Source organism: Streptosporangium oxazolinicum (assembly GCF_039537505.1).
In the GTDB taxonomy this organism is placed as follows: Bacteria; Actinomycetota; Actinomycetes; order Streptosporangiales; family Streptosporangiaceae; genus Streptosporangium; species Streptosporangium oxazolinicum.
On sequence record NZ_BAABAQ010000001.1, the window covers coordinates 940007 to 957832 of the forward strand.

Here is a 17826-nt window from a genome sequence, read left to right on the forward strand (position 1 = left end):
CAGGTCGCCGGTGCCCGGCCGGGTTGACGGGACAACGGCGTCCGGGGAACCCGAACGGGCCCGGGGTGCCCGACCGGGGTGACGGGCTAACGGCGCGCCAGGAGGGCGCGGGCGACGTCGCGGAACTGCCTGGCCCGATGGACCTGGGCCCTCCAGTCGGTGCCGGTGGCCCGGTGTGCCATCTCGACCGGGACCTCGCGCACCCGAAAGCCCTTCCTGAGCAGGTCGATCGTGAGACCGGTCTCCACGCCGAAGCCGTGTGCCAGGGGCCGGGCGGCCTCGAAGGCGGCCCGGGTCAGGCAGCGCTGCCCGTTGAGCGGCTGGGCGGGCGTCCAGCCGGTGGCGCGCTCGACGCCCTCGCGCGCGAGTTTCACGACGAACCCGTGACCGCCGAGCTTCACCCGGGTGACGAAGACGGCGATCGTCATGTCGGCCTCGCCCGCCGCGACCGGCTCGATCAGCGGCGCGGCCGTACGGGCGGTCTCGCCCAGGTCGGCGTCGAGGAACAGCAGGTGCCGGGGCGTCTCACCGTCGCGGTCGAGCTGGCGCACGGCGTGGGCGCCGCTCTCCATGGCGGCGGCCTTGCCCCGGTTGTGGCTGTGCCGCACGACGCGGGCACCCGCGGCCTTGGCCACCCGCCCCGTCTGGTCGACGGAGCCGTCGTCGACGACCACGACGAGATCGACGCCGGGCAGCGCCAGGACCGCGGCCACGGTGGCCCCGATCCTGTCGCCCTCGTCCTTGGCGGGAATGATCGCCGCCGTGCCGGTCATCGAACACCTCCGAGTGTGGAGTTCCCGGGCATCAGCCGTGGGAAGGACGTCATCCCTGGGATTCGGAGGTCAGCAGCTTCTCCGGCATGGTCTCGTGCACGACGAAGACGGAGTCGAGGCCGGTGACCTGCAGAATCTTGCGGACGGCGGGCCGGGGCGCCGCCACCTCCAGTGTGCCGCCCCGTTCGCGCAGCCGCTTGAGCGCGGACAGCAGCACGTTCATGCCGGTGGAGTCGCAGAACTCCACGGCGGACATGTCGAGGACGACAAGCATGGTCTGGCTCTGCCCAAGCAGCCGGGTGAACTCGGCCTGCAGGCGAGGCGCGGTATATAGGTCGATTTCGCCAACGATGGTCACGACGGTGTGCCCGGCATGAGATCGAGTTGAGACTTTTAGCTCCACAGCGGGCACACTAGCGGCGCGAGAGCCGCTGGTCACGTTCTCTTGAACAACCCGAGTCGTCCGCCCTTTGTCCCCCGTTTCCGCCTCATGGAAACCCTGAGTGCGCGAAGCTTGACACTAAGCAACACCGGCTTGGCCGGAAAAGGGAGGAGACCCGGCACCTCCCGATCGTCGCTGCGCTACGTCAGTGGCGGCCGTTGAGTGACAAGAAACGGGCTCGAAAGCACCCATGAACACCGACCTACCTGAGGATCTCCAGCGACAACGGCTCCGGGAGCATCTGGAGTCCATGATCACTCGTACCGACAGGGCCACCTCGTGGCGCGACGCGGCGAGTTCACTGCGGGACCTGGTGAACCACGAGGGATACGTCCCGATCAGGACCCGCCTGTCGACCGAGGACCTCGACTTCCTCGAGGGAGCGCGCGAAGAGCTCCTCGACTTCGCCACGCTCGGCGTCAGGCTGCTCGACCTGCACCAGCCGCGCGACGCGGGCGGCATCACCAGCGACGCGGCGCATCCGATCCTGCGCTGCCGCAGCTGTATGTGGCGCTGGCCGTGCCCGACGTTCCGGGCGATGGTGGAGTCCCTCGGCACCACCAGGAGGCTGACCTCCTGCCAGCACGTCGAGCCCGACACCGAGGGCGGCGAGTGCGCGCAGATGACCCTCATGGTCTCCGTGCGCCCCGAGGGTCCCGACGGCCTCGTCCCACCCGCACCGACCACCAACGGCGCCGCCTCGAACAACACGGGCTCCAACGGCACCGGCGCGAGCTGACCGCCCATCGGCCATCCAGACCGAACCGCCCAGGCCAGACCGTCCAGACACGGCCCGAACACGGCCGCTCAGGCGGAGAGGGGCAGGCGGATCTCGAAGCGGCAGCCCGGACCGGAGTTGACGACGCCGATCGTCCCCTCGTGAGCCTCGACGATGCCGCGCGCGATCGCCAGGCCGAGGCCCGCCCCGGTGCCGTCGGCCCTGGGGGTACGGGCCGCCTCGCCGCGGAAGGCGACGTCGAAGACGCGGGGCAGGTCGTCGGCCGGGATGCCTCCGCAGCAGTCGGCGACGGACAGGCGGGCGACGCCGTCCTCGGCCGAGACGCGGACCACGACGGCGCCGTCGCCCGGGGTGTGCCTGATCGCGTTGACCACCAGGTTGCGCAGCGCCCGGGAGAGTTCGGCCGCGTCGGCCTGGACGGGGACCACCGGGTCGGCCTCGCCGGTGAGCCGCACCCCCCTGTCCCTGGCCAGCTGTTCCACCCCGGCCAGCGCGTCGGCGACCAGGTCGCCGAGGCCGATCCGGACGCGTGACAGGCGCAGCGTCCCCGCGTGGATCCTGGACAGCTCGAACAGGTCGTCGACCATGCCCGAGAGCCGGTCCACCTCCAGGCGGATCTGCCGGTGGTAGCGGCCGACGGTCTCCGGGTCGGCGACCACCCCGTCCTCCAGGGCCTCGGCCATGGCCCGCATGCCCGCCAGCGGGGTGCGAAGATCGTGGCTGACCCAGGCGACGAGCTCGCGGCGGGCGCTCTCCAGGGCGCGCTCGCGCTCGTGGCCGAGCCGCAGCCGCCGGTAGGCCCGGTCCAGGCTCCCGGCGATCGTGCCGAGTTCCGCGGGCAGCCCCTCGGGGGGTGTGAACTCCCCCGAGGCCGACACCGCGTGCACGGCGTCGACGAGCCCGCGGCTCGCCGCCACGACCCGGCGCGAGAGCACCGTCGCGACGCCCAGCCCGACCAGGCCGCCCACGGCGACCACGCTGAGCACGATGTCCCTCGACGTACCCTCGATGATCATTTTCAGGGTGACGGCGACGATGCCGCCCACCGTCGCCACGACGGTCACCACGACGACCACCGCGAGCATCACGCCGATCGACCGCTCGCGCAGCAGCCGCATCGCGCCCAGCCCGGCCAGCGCGACCAGCAGGCCGAGCCCGGCGGTGACCGCGACGATCAGCAGCATCTCGGGGATCACGGTTCCGCCAGCGGCTCGTAGCGGTAGCCGACGCCCCAGACGGTGACGATGCGCCGGGGAACGGTCGGGTCGGGCTCGATCTTCTCGCGGAGGCGGCGGACGTGGACGGTCACCGTGGACGAGTCGCCGAAGGACCAGCCCCAGACCTGGTCGAGCAGGGCGGAACGGCTGAAGGCCTGGCGGGGGTTGCGCATCATGTGGGCGAGGAGGTCGAACTCGCGGGCGGTCAGCATGATCTCGTCGCCGCGGAGCCGCACCTCGTGGGCGCCGACGTCGACCGTCAGCTCGCCGTCCCTGAGCACGCCGGTACCGGCCGGAAGGGAGGCTCCGCGCGCGCGCCGCAGCACGGACCGCACGCGCAGGGCGAGCTCCCGGGGGCTGAAGGGCTTCGTGACGTAGTCGTCGGCGCCGGTCTCCAGGCCGACGACCCTGTCCAGCTCCTCGCCGAGCGCGGTCAGCATGATCACCGGCACCGGCCACCGCTCCCTGAGCTTCCTGCAGACCTGGAGCCCGTCCATCTTGGGAAGCATCAGGTCGAGCACCATCAGGTCGGGCGGGTCGGCCAGCGCGCGCCTGAGCGCCTCGGCGCCGTCTCCGACGCACTCGACCACGTGGCCGTCGCGTTCCAGGTAGCGGGCCACGACCTCGGCCACCATCGGATCGTCGTCGACCACCAGAATCCGCGTGCTCATGGCCCCCACGGTAGGCCCGCGAGGGGACGATCCCTAAGCCGTGTCACCGGTCCGTAAGCACTGGATCGTTATGACCATCGTTATGACCAGGGCCCCCGCCGTTTCCCCTGCCGACGTACGGTGGACCGCATGAGTCGTATCGTGCTGGGGGTTCTGGGCGTCCTGCTCGCGCTCTACGTGGTGTTCGGGTTCGTGCTGCCCGCGCTCTTCGGGCTGCTGAAGTTCGCGCTCGTCCTGGCGGTGGTGGCCTTCGTGGTCGTCGCCCTGGTCACCGCGGTGGCGAAGTTCAAGAAGTGAACCTGCTGCTCACCCTCCAGACCCTGGCGGTCTGGATGTTCGACGGCGGCGGTGTCCTGACGGCCGCCGCCGTGGTCGGGCTGGGCGTGCTCCTGCTCGCCTGGGCGCTGCGCCCGGCACCCGTCACCTCCGGTACGACGTCACGGTCGCCGCTGTCCCGGCGCGATCGGGCCAGGCGGACGATGTTCGTCCGGCAGCGCGACCCCGACGCGGCCGGGAGGTCCCGGCCCAGAGCACCCTCCGCGGGCCCGGCGCCCGCGTAACCCCCGCGACCTCTCGCGCCCCCGTGCTCCGCGCACGTGACCGGCATGCCCCGTACGCACGCGATCGTCGTGCTCGGAGGCACCCCGTGAGTACGGGTCCCCCCTCGCGGGCGCCTTCTGCGCTGTCTCCACTCCGCTCAGAAGGGCCCTTCCATGTTCGACTCCGTCATCGCGTCCGTCGCCGACCTCATCGCCGCGCTCGCCGAGCCGCTGGGCTCCACCGCCCTGGCGATCGTCGTGTTCACCGTCCTCGTCCGGCTCCTGCTGCTTCCGCTCAGTGTCATGCAGGCCAGGGGCGAGCGGGCCAGGGTCCGCCTCGCACCGGAGCTCCAGCGGCTCAGGAAGCGTCACGGCCGCAACCCCGAGCGGCTCCAGCGGGAGCTGGCCGCCCTCTATGCCAGGGAGAGGACCTCACCGCTGGCCGGGTGCCTGCCGTCCATGGCGCAGATGCCGTTCCTCATGGTGACGTACCAGGTGTTCATCTCCTCGACGATCGCCGGGCAGGCCAACGCGCTCCTGACCCACGGGCTCCTCGGGGTGCCACTCGGGCAGCAGTTCGCGAGCACGGTGGCCGGATTCGGCCTGCTCAGCGGTCCGACCCTGGTCTTCGCCGGGCTCTTCCTGCTGCTCGTCGCCGTGGCGTGGATCACGTCCCGCCGGATGCGGCGCACGATGGGCGAGGAGGTCCAGCCCGCGGCGCTGCGCAGGATGATGCCCCTGCTGCCGTACGGGACCGTCCTGGCCGCCGCGGTCCTGCCGCTGGCGGCGGGAATCTATCTCCTCGTCACGACGGCCTGGGCGGCCGGGGAGAAGGCGGTGCTGCACCGCCCGGCACTCGCCGCCTGATTCACCCGGTCACCGACGCTGGTCACCGACGCGGGTACCGGCCCCGGATCGGGTCCCGGAGGTGAAGGCGGAGGTTTTCCCGCCGAAGGGGTGCCGTTCCCGTCCCGCCTCATGAGGTGTGAGGCGGGACGGGAACGGCCGGAAGCGTTACCCGCACTCCCTGAGGGCGGGCTCGGGGGTGGAAACATGGCCGTTACCTACCGTGTCGACCGCCGTGACCACCGCCCATACCGTGGTGACGTCCCCCTCGTGTCTGACACCCCACGTGGAGGCGAGATACTCGACGATTCCAAGGCCTCGCCCTCCCAGGGAGGAGAGCGCCGGGCGTCCCGCCCGCGGTTCGGTGGCGGCGCCACCGTCACTCACAGCGACCTCGACATGCTCCTCGGTCCAGCGCCACGACACTCTGATCTGCCCTGATGGCAACGGGTGGGCGTGACGCAGCGCATTGCTCAGCAGCTCGCTGACCACGAGCACCGCGTCATCGATGGCGGTCTCGTACACACCCCGTTCCTGCAGGTCAGAGCAGAGGCGTTGGCGTGCGACAGCGACGCTGGACGGTGCATACGGCAACAGAACGACGCTCGACGCACTCACCTCCCCGTATGCCTGTTCCCCCCTGAGGAACTCACCCCAGTACGACCGAAATGCCCCGTTAGATAGTCTTGGAAACCGAGCGTCAATTACAGCTTGTGCACATTCGACAATAGATCAGCACATCCGTTACTGACTTGTTACCGGTTCGGCGTGTCGATCAGGTAAGGGCGTCCGGCGTGTCGGCGATACGAAGCGCCAACCTCATCCGGGTCCCGCCCGAGGGGCGCGGATGCGCCGAGACCTCCCCGCCCTGGGCCCGCGCGAGGCTCCGCACGATGTAGAGACCGAGGCCGACCCCGCCGAACCTGCGGCGGTCACCGCTGTCGGCCTGGACGAAGCGCTCGAAGACGCGCTCCCGGCTCGCGTGGGCGATGCCCACGCCCTCGTCGTCCACGACCAGCACCACCCTGTCGCCGTCCACCCACGCCTCGACCCTGATCAGGCCACCGTCCGGCGAGTACTTGAAGGCGTTCTCCAGCAGCTGGGCCAGCAGGATGTCGGTGGCCAGCGCGTCGCCCGCGACCGGGGGCAGGTCGTCGGGGACGTCGACCTCGACCCGGTGCAGGTCCGACAGGATCGGCAGGCCCAGCGTGGCGGCCCGTACCAGCTCGGCCAGGTCGAAGCTCTCGATCCTGAGCGTGAGCTCGCCGGCCCCCGCGCGCGAGCCCAGCAGCAGGTGGTCCATGAGCTGGCCGAGGGAGCGGGCCCGCTCGGCGATGGTGTGCACGGCGGCGCGGCGCTCGGCGTCGGCCATGCTGTCCCAGCGGCTGTCAAGTGTGCTGGCGAAGCCCCGGACCACGGTGATCGGCGTGCGGAGCTCGTGGCTGGTGGTGGCGAGGAAGAGGTCCTTGGCCTCCTCCAGCTCCTTCTCGCGGGTGATGTCGCGGAAGTCGACCACGATCTCGTCCGTCTCCACGATCTCCGCGCAGAGCACGTCCAGCCAGGTGCCCGAGGGCAGCTGGATGCTGAGCTTGTCCCCCGGCCCCGGCAGCTGGAACGGCGGCGGCCCGCCGATCACCTCGGCGGCGTGGAAACCGGTCAGCTCGCTGGCGGCCGGGTTCCACTGGACGACCCGGCCCGTACCGTCGAGGACCGCGATGCCGTCGGCGCTGGCGTCGAACACCGCCCGCTCGTGGGCGCGCTGCCGTACCGCCTCCTGGTAGGCCATCGCGTTGCCCACGGCGATGCCCGCGTGACCGGCGAGGAGCTCCAGCAGCTCCAGCTCCAGGTGGCCCACCTTGCGCTTGGCGAACAGCGCGTACAGCGCGCCGTACGGCCGCCCGCCCGTCGCCGCGAGGCCGAGCGCGATGGTGTGCAGGCCGGGCAGCCGCGACCAGATCAGCTCGTCCAGCCGGTCCTGGTCGCCGGTCTCCAGCAGGATGGTCCTGCCCTCGCGCAGCAGCCTGCCGACCAGGCTGGGGCGCAGGTCGGCGGTGGAGTCGCGCATCGAGTCGGGAAGGTTGTGGCAGGCCACGAGGCGGAGCCGGTCACCCTCGATCAGCACGAACCCGCCCGCGTCGGCCCCGGTCAGGTCGGCGAGGCTGGCCGCGATCCGGTCGAGCACGGCGGGCAGCTCCAGCTCGGCGTTGATGTCGGCGACCACGTCGGTGAGCCTGCGGACGAGCTGCGCCCGGCGGGCGTTGCGGTCGTTGGCGGTCTCGTCGTCCTGGGCCAGGTGGTAGACGCTGACGTAACCGAGGAGGGCGCCGTCCGGCGAGGACAGCGCGCCGGTGTCGACCCGCACGTCGAGCAGGCCGCCGTCGCGGCGGAACCGCTTGGTCCTCAGCGAGACCTCGCCGCCGGTGCGGACCTTCTCCAGGACCGCGTTGTGCTCGGCCGTCAGCTCCTCGGGGACCACCGGCGCCCGCCGCCCGACGATCTCCTCCGCCGACCAGCCGAAAAGACGCTCGGCGGCGGGATTCCAGGCGAGAACCCTCTGCTCGCGATCGATGGTGACGATCGCGTTGGGCGCCGCGGCGACGACCTCACGGCCGATGCCCCCGTCACTGTCGGCCCTGTAGTCCACCACACACCCATAGTGCCGTCTCAACCAGCCTGATCTTGGCACTTTCGTCCCGCACGTGTTGCCACTGGCCGGGCGATCCGTCCGATACTCTGCGGTCACCACACACCTGGATACGAAAGGGTGGGGCCATGTCATCCGGCGACATCGATGCATTGCTACGGGTGACCTCGCCCGACTATGTCGGCACGAGCCATCCCGACATCGCGTTCGGCACGCTCGACGGTCCGCTGGGGCGCCTCACCCTCGCCGTGACGGGCAGGGGTGTGGTGGCCTGCAGCTACGAGGACGAGAACGTCGTCTTCGAGCGGATCAGCAGGGAGGTCGGCACGTTCATCGGGCCGGACGCCCGGCGGCTCGACCCGGTCCGCCGGGAGCTGGACGCCTACTTCTCCGCCAGGCTCCGCGCCTTCACGATCGCCGTCGACCTGCGCCTGGCCACCCAGTTCTCCAGGACCGTGCTGCAGATGATGCTCGCGGTGCCGTACGGGACGGTGACGACCTACCGCGAGATCGCCGAGCGGATCGGCAGGCCGAGGGCGCTGCGCGCGGTCGGCAACGCGCTGGGCAGCAACCCGGTGTGCGTCATCGTGCCGTGCCACCGGGTGGTCGAGAGCGAGGACGTCCTCGGCGGGTACGCCGGAGGCTCGGCCGCCAAGGAGCGCCTGCTGCGCATCGAGTCCACCGCCTCGGCCCGCGGCACCGGCGGGTAGACCGCCGTACGGCCGCCATCGTTCAGGAGCGGCGCCGGAGCGCGCCGAGGCCCAGGGTGACGAGACCCGCGACGAGGAACGCGCCGACGGACGCGCTCATCCACGGCTGCGGGACGAAGCCGAGCGCGTCGCGGGCGCCCTTCCAGAACGAGGTCCACCACGCGACCTCCGGGGCGACCGGCAGCGCGGCGAGCATCCACCAGGTCACGAAGCCCAGCACCCACGGGAGCACCATGAGCGGGCGCGAGGGCGCGGTCTCGGAGGTGTCCCAGCCCCTGGCGCCGCCGAGCAGGAAGTAGTCGGCGGCGAGCACCGCGAACATCGGCACGAAGACCGCCCCGATGAGGCCGAGGAAGACGGTGTAGGTCTGGTCGGTGACGAAGATCGCGAGCAGGGTGACCAGCGCGCCGATGGCCACGGAGATGACCCGGCGGTCCAGCCTGGGCATCAGGTTCTGCAGCGACATCGCGGTGGAGTAGACGTTCACGAACGACTGGTCGGTCTCGCGCAGCACCAGGATGCCGAAGAACAGCGGGCCGAGCGCCGCGGCCACGAAGGGGTCCCAGACCTGGTCCGGGTCGTTGCCGACCAGCGCGAGCGCCGCGATGCCGAGGACCAGGCAGGCCACCTGGGCGATCGTGTAGCCGCCGACGACCCCGGTGAAGGCGGCCCTGCCGGAGCGGGAGAAGCGGGCGAAGTCCGCCGCGACCGGCACCCACGAGACCGACAGCGCGATCACGTAGTCGACCGACGGGGCGAACGCCTCCCAGGAGCCGCCGCCGATCGCCGGTCCCCGCTGGAAGAGGGCGACCATGAACCAGATCATCGAGATCACCACGGCGGCGGTGACGTACCTGCGGAGCAGGCGGACCGCTCCCAGCGGCCGGATGGTCAGCGCGGTGGTGATCACCCCCGCGACCACCACCCAGACCGCGTAGGGCACCTCGATCCCGAAGGATCCGGCGATGGCCTGGGCCCCCTGGGAGATGACCCACAGCTCGAAGACACCCCAGCCCAGCATCTGGACGATGTTCAGCACGGTCGGCAGGTAGGAGAGCCTCGCCCCGAACAGCCCGCGCAGCAGGACCATCGCCGGAGCGCCGGTCCGCTGCCCGGGAATCGCGGCCAGGCCGACCATCGCGGTGCCGATCACGCTGCCCACGACGGCGGCCAGGATCGCGGCCACGAAGCTCAGCGGCCGGTCTCCCAGCGGGTTGATCAGCGTGATCGCACCGGAGAACCCGAGCAGGCTGACCCCCAGGTTGGCCCAGAGCGCGCCCTGGTCGAACACGCCGAGGGCCTTGGGAGGAGCCTCGCCGAGGGTGAGGGGCGCCTCGACCGCCCCGGAGTCCTCGGAATCGCCGGAACCCTTGGAATCAACGGCGGCAGACGTCATCACGCGCTCCCTACGCCGGCATTACCCGGACAGGTTCATGCGGTCGGCGGCGCGTCGGGGGTCCGTGAGACCCTCTGCGTGGTTCCGCCCTCTCAGCCCGGTTACGCCCGAGCTCCCGCGGTAGACATTCGCCCTGATTATGCCATTCATTCACTCCTTGGCAAGGGTTCTCCTCCCTCTCTCGTGGTTCGGACGGCTCAGGCGACGAAGGGGTCCTGGCCGTTCTCGGCGATCATCGGACGCCCCGCGACGTCCCAGGACCGCATGCCGCCACCGACGTTGATCGCGTCCCAGCCGACGTGGTTGAGCCAGGCGGCGGCGTTCGCGGAACGGCCGCCGACCCGGCAGATCACGTAGACGGGCGCGCCCTTGGGCACCTCGTCGACCCGCGACTGCAGCTCGCCCAGCGGGATGTGGACGGCGCCGGGCGCGTGCCCGGCACGCCACTCGTCGTTCTCGCGTACGTCGAGCAGGAACGCGTCATCCGGCACGGCCTGCGCCTCGACCTCAGGAACACTCATGCGCCCATTGTTCCAACTCCTCCACCGGATGGGGCGCAAAGCCACTCGGACGCCCTCATCCGGACCTTCAATTTCCCTTGATAGCAGGCTAATTCAGCACATTCGGCCTTGCTGAATCGTCCGGACCGGGGTGGGGTCAGGGCACGTCCCAGAAGGCGAGTTCGTGGGCCATCCCCTCGGCGAACAGCCTCCCCGCCCTGTCCGGATCCGGCGCCGCCTCGTCGATCATCACCGCGACGCGCCCGGTCAGCTCGGCGAAGGCCGGGTGGGCGTAGGTGTCGACCCAGGCGCGGTAGCGGGGCTCGTCCGGCGGGTTCTCCGCCAGGCGGCGGCCGAGCGTGGAGTAGCCCCACATGCAGGGGTAGAGCGCGGCCAGGCCGTCGGCGTAGACGGCCGCGGAGTCGAGCAGGAAGGAGGTGTACGCCGCGCAGGCCGGGCCCTTCCTCGCCCCGTCGAGGTCGGCGCCGAACTCGGCCGACAGCGACCGGTGCAGGCTCAGTTCCTCGTGGAAGGTGGCGTGCGCCAGGTCCACCAGGTCGCCCAGATGCCCGTCCGGGGCCTGCCACGCGAGTCGCGAGAAGACGCGGACGTAGTCGAGCAGGAACAGGTAGTCCTGCTCCAGCCACGACCGGAACACCGGCTCGGGCAGGTCTCCCCGCGCGATGCCCGCCACCGTCGGGTGGGCGAGCTGTGCCTCGACGAGCGGGCGGCCGATGGCGTGCAGTTCCTCAGAGACGCTCATGGGTCGGAGATTGTGTCAGGTCAGGGCCGCGGCGCCGAAGGAGACTCCGAAGCGCCTGCACCAGATGGTGACGGACCTCAGGCTGTCGAGGTCGGCCCCGGCGGGGATGGCGTAGTTGGCGTTGCCCCTGTTGCCCTTCAGCTCGCCGAGTTCGAGGTGCTCGCCGTCGTCCAGGTTGAACCACCCGGCGTTGCCCTTCTTGACGGGCTGGTCACTGAGCCAGACCCGCAGGTCCGGGCCGTCGGAGGTGTTCAGGTCCTCGATCCGCAGGACCCTGCTCCCGTCGGGCAGTTCCAGCACCCTCGCCCTGCCCTCGGTCTCGTGCTCGTGGGAGACGAACGTGCCCTTGGCCAGGGTCTTCGGCCCCTGGGCGGGCGTGGGGGTCTCGGCCGCCTCGGGCCCGGGAGACGCGGCTGGGGACACGGCTGGAGACACGGCCACGGCGGGCAGCGCCTCGTTCACCTCGACGGTGGTGAACAGGCGCCACGGCTGGAACAGGTACAGCGCGACACCGAGCGCGACGACGCCCACCGCCAGGACGCCCCAGGTGACGGGGTGTCGGAGCAGCCTCTTGACTCTCATCGGATACCTCCAGCGTCGAGACCCGCGGCTTCCGGCCTCGGTGCCGACGCTATCCGCGCCACCGCCCTCGATCGATTACGGAGTGCTTACGACCGCGAAGCGCCCGCGACGCGGTGCCGGACGAGGACGGTGATCGCCGAGGAGGCGCTCCCGCTCGCGTACGACTCGCATATGACTCGCATACGACTCACGTACGACGACGAGGAGGGCGGGCAGCCCACCGGCTCGGCTCCTCCCCGGGGCTGGACGCCGCGCAGGCGGCACGGCGGGCCCCTGGCCTCCGGGCGCGGGCCGGGGAGACCGGACGGGCCGGGGAGGGAGGCCGGGGAGGCCGTCGCTACTTGCCGAGGGCGTCCTCGGGAACGGGCTTGTCCTGGGCCAGGGCATCGAACATGCGCAGGGCCTTCTCCCGGTCCCACTTGACGACGGACTGGCCGTTGATGGTGGGCAGGGAGCCGATGGGCACGACCGTGGTGACCGGGTCGCCGCCCATGGCGAGGCCGAGGGAGAGCAGGTCGAACGCGCCGGTCTCCTCGCCGACGGACACCGAGTCGGCCGCGCTCAGCGCGAGCGGGACGGACGTGAAGGGGTTGATCAGGACGCCGGGGCTCGCCGCCTTCTTCACCACCGCGGAGAAGAACTGGCGCTGGCGCTGGGTCCTCTCAAGGTCGGGGATCGCGCCGGTGGCGCGGGTGCGGACGTAGCCGAGGGCCGTCCCGCCGTCCATGGTCTGCAGGCCCTTCTTCAGGTTGATCCCGGCCTTGGGGTCCCTGATGGCCTGCTTGACGTTGATCTCGACCCCGCCGATGGCGTCGACGATGCCCACGAAGCCGCCGAAGCCGATCTCCATGTAGTGGTCGAGGCGCAGCCCGGTGACCTGCTCCACGGTCTTGGGAAGCAACTGCTGGCCGCCCTTGAAGGCGTAGGCGGCGTTGAGCTTGTCGCTGCCGTGGCCGTCGATCGGCACGTACGAGTCGCGCGGGAGGCTGACCAGGGTCGGGCGGCCGTCGCCGTCGGGGATGTGCAGCAGCATCATCGTGTCGGTCCTGCGGCCCACGGCCTTGCCCGTGGCGAGCTTCTTGCGCTGGGCCGCGGTCAGGCCCGCGCGGCTGTCGGAGCCGACCAGCAGCCAGTTGGTGCCGGGGGTGTCGGCGGGGCGGCCCTCGTAGTCGGTGAGCGCCGCGATCGTGGTCAACCGCGAGTTGACCACGAAGTATCCGCCGATGGCCAGGACGAGCAGCACGACGACCAGTCCGGCGAGGATTCGCACGGCCAGCCTGCCGGGACGCTTCGGCCGCCAGCCGGGCACGCGCGACGCGCTCCCGCCCTCCCTGCCGCCGGAGCCCCCGTGCGAGCCGCCCGGTGAGGCCGAGGGCGCCCTCAGCGGCTTGACCGGGCTGGAACCCGACCTGGCCTTGCCGTACACCCGCCCGCCTCCACGGGGAGGCGGCACGTCGCGCGACGCCTCGGGGGCGGGCGCCTCCCGCCGCGGGCTCGCCGTCCGCCGGACGGGCGTCCCCGGGCCGCCAGGCGAGGGGTAGGCGGGCTGCCCGGCCGCTCTCGGCGGCACGGGCCCCGGCGTGGGCGATCGCAGCGCACGAGTGCGATCGTCGTCTTCGGGCCTGTGAGCCACGTCTTGTCCCGCCACTTCTTGGTCTCATGGTGAAAACGTCATTATCGACGCTACGTCGTGGCTCGGGCGCCTGCCGACAGGTCCTCAAGGTTTCCCTATGTAAAAGTACTCAGACAGGTTGTTAGCGACCAACAATGCGATCGTCGGCCGATCCGGAAACATCGACCCCCACCCGGATCGTTACGGTAGAGGACTACCTCTGCTCGAAAGGATGATCGTGTCCACTCCGGACCCGTGGAGTACCTGCCCGTGCGAACGCACGGGCACCACTGAACCGACCGGGAGAGCCGCCCGGTGAACACGGCTTTGGGCCTTCTGGCCATCCTCCTTCTCACCCTCGCCACCGGCTACTTCGTCGCCCAGGAGTTCGCCTTCGTCGCGGCGGACCGCGGCGTGCTGCGCGAGCAGGCCGACTCCGGCGACGCGGCGGCGGCACGGGCGCTGGAGGTGACGGGACGCCTGTCGTTCATGCTGTCGGGCGCGCAACTCGGCATCACCGTGACCGCCCTGCTCGTCGGCTTCATCTCGGAACCCGCCATCGCCACGGTCGTCCGCCCCTGGCTGGAGGCCGCGGGAGTGCCGTCGGGGGCCGTGCCCGGCATCGCCGTCGCGATCGCCGTCGCGCTCGCCACCGTCGTCCAGATGGTCTTCGGCGAGCTGGCCCCGAAGAACCTGGGCATCGCCCGTCCCGAGCCGGTGGCGAAGTTCCTCGCCCGCTCGACGATGATCTACCTGCGGATCGCCGGGCCGGTCATCCGGCTGTTCGACTCCGCCGCCACCGGCCTGCTGCGCCGGGTCGGCGTGGAGCCCGTGGAGGAGATCGAGCACGGCGCCAGCCCCGAGGAGCTGTCCCGGATCATCTCCGAGTCCGCCACGGCGGGTGACCTGCCGCCGAGGCTGTCGGAGCTGCTGGGACGCGCCCTGGAGTTCGGCGACCGCACCGCGGAGGACGTCATGGTGCCGCGCCCCCGCGTGGTGCTGCTGAAGGACGACCGGCCGATCTCCGACCTGGTCGACGCCGTCCGCAGGCACGGTCACTCCCGCTACCCGGTGCTCTGCGACCAGAACGGCGACGACGTGGTCGGCGTCACCGGCGTACGCGAGCTGCTCAGGTCGGGACTGACCGACGGCACGCTGGAGAAGATCACCCGCCCCGCGCTCCTGGTGCCCACCTCCTCGCCGCTGCCCCTCGTCCTGGAGCGCATGCGCACCGCCCGCGACGACCTGGCGTGCGTCATCGACGAGTACGGCGGCCTGGCCGGGGTGGTCACCATCGAGGACCTCGCCGAGGAACTCGTCGGCGAGCTCATCGACGAGAACGACCCGGAGCCCGCGGGGGTCGTCGTGGGCGACGAGGGCACGTGGGACCTGCCGGGCACGCTCCGGCTGGACGAGATCGAGCGGGCCATCGGGCTGCAGCTCCCCGAGAGCGACGACTACGACACCGTCGCGGGCCTCGTGCTCGCCACCCTCGGCCGGATGACCGAGCCGGGCGACCAGGTGACCGTCACGCTGACGTCGCGGAACGACCCCCTGGAGAACGACGGCGCCGACGAGGAGGAGGCGGTGCTCACGGTGCTCTCCGTGCACCGCAGGGTCCCCGAGTGGGTGCGGCTGTCGCTCAACGCGCCGAGGGAGGCCGATCCCGGGGATGACCCGGAGACCGGAGCCGAGAAAGAGGACGACCCCGTGATGAGCGCGCCGCGGATGATCGAGCGTGGCCCCGAGGCACCCATGATCGAGCGGAGCGGGGGGAGGCGACGATGAGTTCCGTCCCCGCCCTGCTGCTCGGCGTGGCCCTGTTGATCGGCAACGCCTTCTTCGTCGCCGCCGAGTTCGCGGTGATCTCGGCCCGCAGGCACCGCCTGGAGGAGCTGGCGGGCAAGGGGGGCCGGTTGACCCGGCTCGCCGCCCGCGCCGCCGTGCGCGGCGGCAGGGAGCTCTCCCTGATGCTGGCCGGAGCCCAGCTGGGCATCACGCTGTGCTCGCTCGGCCTGGGCATGGTGACCGAACCGGCCATCGAGCACCTGCTGGAGCCGGTCTTCGGCGCGGTCGGCCTGCCCGAGTCGCTGCGGGTCCCCGTCTCGCTCGTGATCGCGCTGGCGCTCGTCACCTTCCTGCACATGGTGATCGGCGAGATGGCCCCCAAGTCGTGGGCGCTGACCCACCCGGAGACCGCGGCGATGGGGCTGGCCCTGCCGTTCCGCGGCTTCACCTGGCTCGTGAGGCCGGTGCTCGCCTCGCTCAACGGCCTGACGAACGGGATCCTGAGGCTGTTCGGGGTGGATCCCAAGGACGAGCTGGCCACCACCAGGACCCCGGTCCAGCTGGCGATGCTGGTCGGCGAGTCGGGCCGGATGGGCCTGCTCGACCGGGACGAGCACGACCTGCTCACCCGGGCCCTGCGGGTCCACCAGCAGCCGGTGGAACGGCTGATGCTGCCGCTGGACAAGATCACCTCGGTGCCCGCAGACGCGACGGGCGAGCGGATGCGCCAGGTCGCCGCGCGCGACGGGCACCTGCGCATGCTGGTCACCTCCGGCGGGCAGGGCGACGTCCTGGGCGTGGTGCACGTCAGGGACATCCTCGTCCGGCCGGAGGCGAGCCCCGCCGAGCTCGCCCGCCCGGTGCCCCGCCTGGACAAGGCCACCACGATCCCCGACGCGGTCTCCACGCTCCAGGACGCCCACGCGCACCTGGGCCTGGTCACGGACGGCGGCGGCGAGGTGGTCGGCATGGTGAGCCTCACGGACCTGCTCGGCGAGATCCTGGACGTACGGGTGCTCGCGACCCGCTAGCGGTCCCCGCGCTCCCTCCGGCCACGGGACCGGCGGGAGCGCGGCAGGACCGGAGGGAGACCCGCGAAGCCGATCACGGGAGCGGACGTGAACCGGTGGGACCGGGCGCGAACGGTGCGACCGGTGAAATCGACGCGATCGATGAAACCGGGGGGACCGGTGCGATCGCCGGGAGAGCGGCCGGGCTGATCGCGGGACCGGCGGAGCCGGTGGAAACCGGTGGGAGCCGGTGGGATTGATCGCGAGATCGGCGGGAAGACGACACGGGCCGGGGAAAGATTCTTTTCCCGGCCTGTTTTCTCTGTCAGCGTAATCCGACACCGACGAACCCATGCAAGTCATCCGAAAGTGATCAGCAAGCACTACCGGGTAGGACGGGAAGGCATGCCGTAGCGGTCCAAAAACCACAAGACCCATGCGTAACCCCTGAGACTTCTCTATAACGGAGCGAGCGACTACCTTGATCGATGATCGACTCGGTCCGGCACGAGACCTTACGGACGGCTCGGATGAATACGCGGTTTCCCAGGAAGCGACAAAACCCCGGTCGCGATGTTCGCGTGACCGGGGTAGTGATCTTGTGGGCGAGGAGGGATTTGAACCCTCACGTCCTTTCGGACACACGGACCTGAACCGTGCGCGTCTGCCGTTCCGCCACCCGCCCTTGTTGGGTGCGGTCGAAACATTAGCACGAATCAGCCGGTACCCATGAACCCGGATACGATCCTCCTAGATGCGAAGCGGAGCAGCTGGGTGCGAGCGAGCGAGGAACGAGCCAACGAGCCCCCAAGCGGCCGCGATCACATAGACGGAGGAGGGGAGGTACCCGGTGGGAGTCCTTCAGCGTTTCGAGCGGAGGCTCGAAGGTTTGGTTGAAGGGGCCTTTGCGCGGGCGTTCAAATCTGACCTTCAGCCGGTAGAGGTCGCCAGTGCGGTCCAGCGGGAGATGGACGAGCGGGCGGCGATCGTCGCCCAGGGACGCACTCTCGTGCCCAACGACTTCGTGGTCGAGCTGTCCACGACCGACAGCGAGCGGTTGGAGGTCTACTCCGACAGCATCAGCCACGAGCTGGCCAACCTCGCGCGGGAGTACGCCAAGGAACAGGGCTACTCCTTCGTGGGACCGGTCAGGGTCCGCTTCGAGACGGCCGACGACCTCGCGGTCGGCCTGTTCCGCATCCGTTCGGGCGTGATCCGCGGCGCAACGGTCGAGCAGGACGAGATCCGCACGCCGGTGAGCGACGTGCCCGCCGCGAAATCCCACGCCTTCGGGGGCCGCCCCCGCCTGCTGGTGTCCACCCAGGACGACCCGCAGGGCCAGCGGTCCTTCGACCTGACAACCCCGGTGACCCTGCTCGGCAGGGGCACCGACTGTGATCTACGGCTGGTCGACCCGGGTGTGTCCCGGCACCACGCCGAGCTGCGCGTGGAGGGTCCCCTGGTCGCGCTCGTCGACCTCGGCTCCACGAACGGCACCTTCGTCAACGGCCAGCCGGTGCGCCGGGTCGAGCTCCAGAACGGCACTCGCGTGACGCTGGGGCGAACGACTCTGGTTTTCCGGCGCGATTAAAGG

Annotated in this window: 19 protein-coding genes, 1 tRNA gene and 1 riboswitch; of the genes, 8 read left to right on the top strand and 12 right to left on the bottom strand. The window is 70.8% G+C overall.

Annotated elements, in window-relative coordinates; translation table 11 throughout:
- Window positions 1-86 precede the first annotated feature (86 nt).
- Both ABD817_RS04400 and ABD817_RS04405 read right to left on the bottom strand, forming a co-directional pair.
- Window positions 87-773: a glycosyltransferase family 2 protein gene (locus tag ABD817_RS04400; RefSeq protein ID WP_344915182.1), complete on the bottom strand. Its 687-nt coding sequence runs from the start codon at window positions 771-773 to the stop codon at window positions 87-89.
- Window positions 774-822: 49 nt separating this feature from the next.
- Entirely contained in the window at window positions 823-1176 is a 354-nt protein-coding gene (locus ABD817_RS04405; RefSeq protein ID WP_344915184.1) for an STAS domain-containing protein, read from the bottom strand.
- A 229-nt stretch (window positions 1177-1405) separates the two neighbouring features.
- On the opposite strand from ABD817_RS04405, the gene ABD817_RS04410 reads away from it, so the two are divergent.
- Window positions 1406-1954, top strand: coding sequence for a hypothetical protein (locus ABD817_RS04410; RefSeq protein ID WP_344915186.1), 549 nt, complete (start codon window positions 1406-1408; stop codon window positions 1952-1954).
- A gap of 68 nt (window positions 1955-2022) precedes the next feature.
- Here the strand turns inward: ABD817_RS04410 and ABD817_RS04415 are convergent, their stop codons facing one another.
- Together ABD817_RS04415 and ABD817_RS04420 are read right to left on the bottom strand one after the other, a co-directional pair.
- Entirely contained in the window at window positions 2023-3150 is a 1128-nt protein-coding gene (locus ABD817_RS04415) for a sensor histidine kinase (protein ID WP_344915188.1), read from the bottom strand.
- The gene (locus ABD817_RS04420; protein WP_344915190.1) at window positions 3147-3842 is read right to left on the bottom strand and encodes a response regulator transcription factor; all 696 of its coding nucleotides are present in this window, start codon (window positions 3840-3842) and stop codon (window positions 3147-3149) included. Before ABD817_RS04420 ends, ABD817_RS04415 begins: the two co-directional genes overlap by 4 nt.
- Before the next feature lie 129 nt (window positions 3843-3971).
- Between ABD817_RS04420 and ABD817_RS04425 the strand changes: the two genes are divergently transcribed.
- From ABD817_RS04425 to ABD817_RS04435, 3 genes are all read left to right on the top strand, one after another.
- Window positions 3972-4139, top strand: a complete 168-nt coding sequence (locus tag ABD817_RS04425; RefSeq protein ID WP_344915193.1) for a hypothetical protein — start codon at window positions 3972-3974, stop codon at window positions 4137-4139.
- Entirely contained in the window at window positions 4136-4402 is a 267-nt protein-coding gene (locus ABD817_RS04430) for a DUF6412 domain-containing protein (protein WP_344915195.1), read from the top strand. Before ABD817_RS04425 ends, ABD817_RS04430 begins: the two co-directional genes overlap by 4 nt.
- A 153-nt stretch (window positions 4403-4555) precedes the next feature.
- On the top strand, window positions 4556-5248 hold the full coding sequence (locus ABD817_RS04435; protein ID WP_344915197.1) for a YidC/Oxa1 family membrane protein insertase: 693 nt from the start codon (window positions 4556-4558) through the stop codon (window positions 5246-5248).
- A 147-nt stretch (window positions 5249-5395) separates the two neighbouring features.
- On the opposite strand, the gene ABD817_RS04440 is transcribed toward ABD817_RS04435, so the two are convergent.
- Window positions 5396-5845 carry an ATP-binding protein gene (locus ABD817_RS04440; protein ID WP_344915199.1) on the bottom strand — a complete coding sequence of 150 codons (450 nt, stop codon included), beginning with the start codon at window positions 5843-5845 and terminating at the stop codon, window positions 5396-5398.
- 157 nt (window positions 5846-6002) lie between these two features.
- Window positions 6003-7874, bottom strand: a complete 1872-nt coding sequence (locus tag ABD817_RS04445) for a sensor histidine kinase (RefSeq protein WP_344915201.1) — start codon at window positions 7872-7874, stop codon at window positions 6003-6005.
- A gap of 125 nt (window positions 7875-7999) precedes the next feature.
- Here ABD817_RS04445 and ABD817_RS04450 point away from each other — a divergent pair, with 125 nt between their 5' ends.
- Window positions 8000-8581 carry a methylated-DNA--[protein]-cysteine S-methyltransferase gene (locus tag ABD817_RS04450; RefSeq protein ID WP_344915205.1) on the top strand — a complete coding sequence of 194 codons (582 nt, stop codon included), beginning with the start codon at window positions 8000-8002 and terminating at the stop codon, window positions 8579-8581.
- A 22-nt stretch (window positions 8582-8603) separates the two neighbouring features.
- On the opposite strand, the gene ABD817_RS04455 is transcribed toward ABD817_RS04450, so the two are convergent.
- From ABD817_RS04455 to ABD817_RS04475, 5 genes are all read right to left on the bottom strand, one after another.
- A complete protein-coding gene (locus tag ABD817_RS04455; RefSeq protein ID WP_344915207.1) occupies window positions 8604-9977 on the bottom strand; it encodes a purine-cytosine permease family protein in 1374 nt (457 codons plus the stop codon).
- Window positions 9968-10106, bottom strand: a riboswitch (TPP riboswitch). (Overlaps the previous gene by 10 nt.)
- 68 nt (window positions 10107-10174) lie before the next feature.
- Window positions 10175-10498 carry a rhodanese-like domain-containing protein gene (locus ABD817_RS04460; RefSeq protein ID WP_344915209.1) on the bottom strand — a complete coding sequence of 108 codons (324 nt, stop codon included), beginning with the start codon at window positions 10496-10498 and terminating at the stop codon, window positions 10175-10177.
- 136 nt (window positions 10499-10634) lie between these two features.
- Window positions 10635-11240: a TenA family protein gene (locus ABD817_RS04465; RefSeq protein ID WP_344915211.1), complete on the bottom strand. Its 606-nt coding sequence runs from the start codon at window positions 11238-11240 to the stop codon at window positions 10635-10637.
- A 15-nt stretch (window positions 11241-11255) separates the two neighbouring features.
- The gene (locus tag ABD817_RS04470) at window positions 11256-11822 is read right to left on the bottom strand and encodes a DM13 domain-containing protein (protein WP_344915213.1); all 567 of its coding nucleotides are present in this window, start codon (window positions 11820-11822) and stop codon (window positions 11256-11258) included.
- Between the two features lie 337 nt (window positions 11823-12159).
- Window positions 12160-13392 carry an LCP family protein gene (locus tag ABD817_RS04475; protein ID WP_344915216.1) on the bottom strand — a complete coding sequence of 411 codons (1233 nt, stop codon included), beginning with the start codon at window positions 13390-13392 and terminating at the stop codon, window positions 12160-12162.
- A gap of 357 nt (window positions 13393-13749) precedes the next feature.
- On the opposite strand from ABD817_RS04475, the gene ABD817_RS04480 reads away from it, so the two are divergent.
- A complete protein-coding gene (locus ABD817_RS04480) occupies window positions 13750-15222 on the top strand; it encodes a hemolysin family protein (RefSeq protein ID WP_344915218.1) in 1473 nt (490 codons plus the stop codon).
- A complete protein-coding gene (locus ABD817_RS04485) occupies window positions 15219-16253 on the top strand; it encodes a hemolysin family protein (RefSeq protein ID WP_344915220.1) in 1035 nt (344 codons plus the stop codon). The genes ABD817_RS04480 and ABD817_RS04485 overlap by 4 nt, the downstream gene beginning before the upstream one ends.
- A 581-nt stretch (window positions 16254-16834) precedes the next feature.
- Here ABD817_RS04485 and ABD817_RS04490 read toward each other — a convergent pair.
- Window positions 16835-16917, bottom strand: a tRNA-Leu gene (locus tag ABD817_RS04490).
- A gap of 165 nt (window positions 16918-17082) precedes the next feature.
- Between ABD817_RS04490 and ABD817_RS04495 the strand changes: the two genes are divergently transcribed.
- The gene (locus ABD817_RS04495) at window positions 17083-17823 is read left to right on the top strand and encodes an FHA domain-containing protein (protein WP_344915222.1); all 741 of its coding nucleotides are present in this window, start codon (window positions 17083-17085) and stop codon (window positions 17821-17823) included.
- Window positions 17824-17826 lie beyond the last annotated feature (3 nt).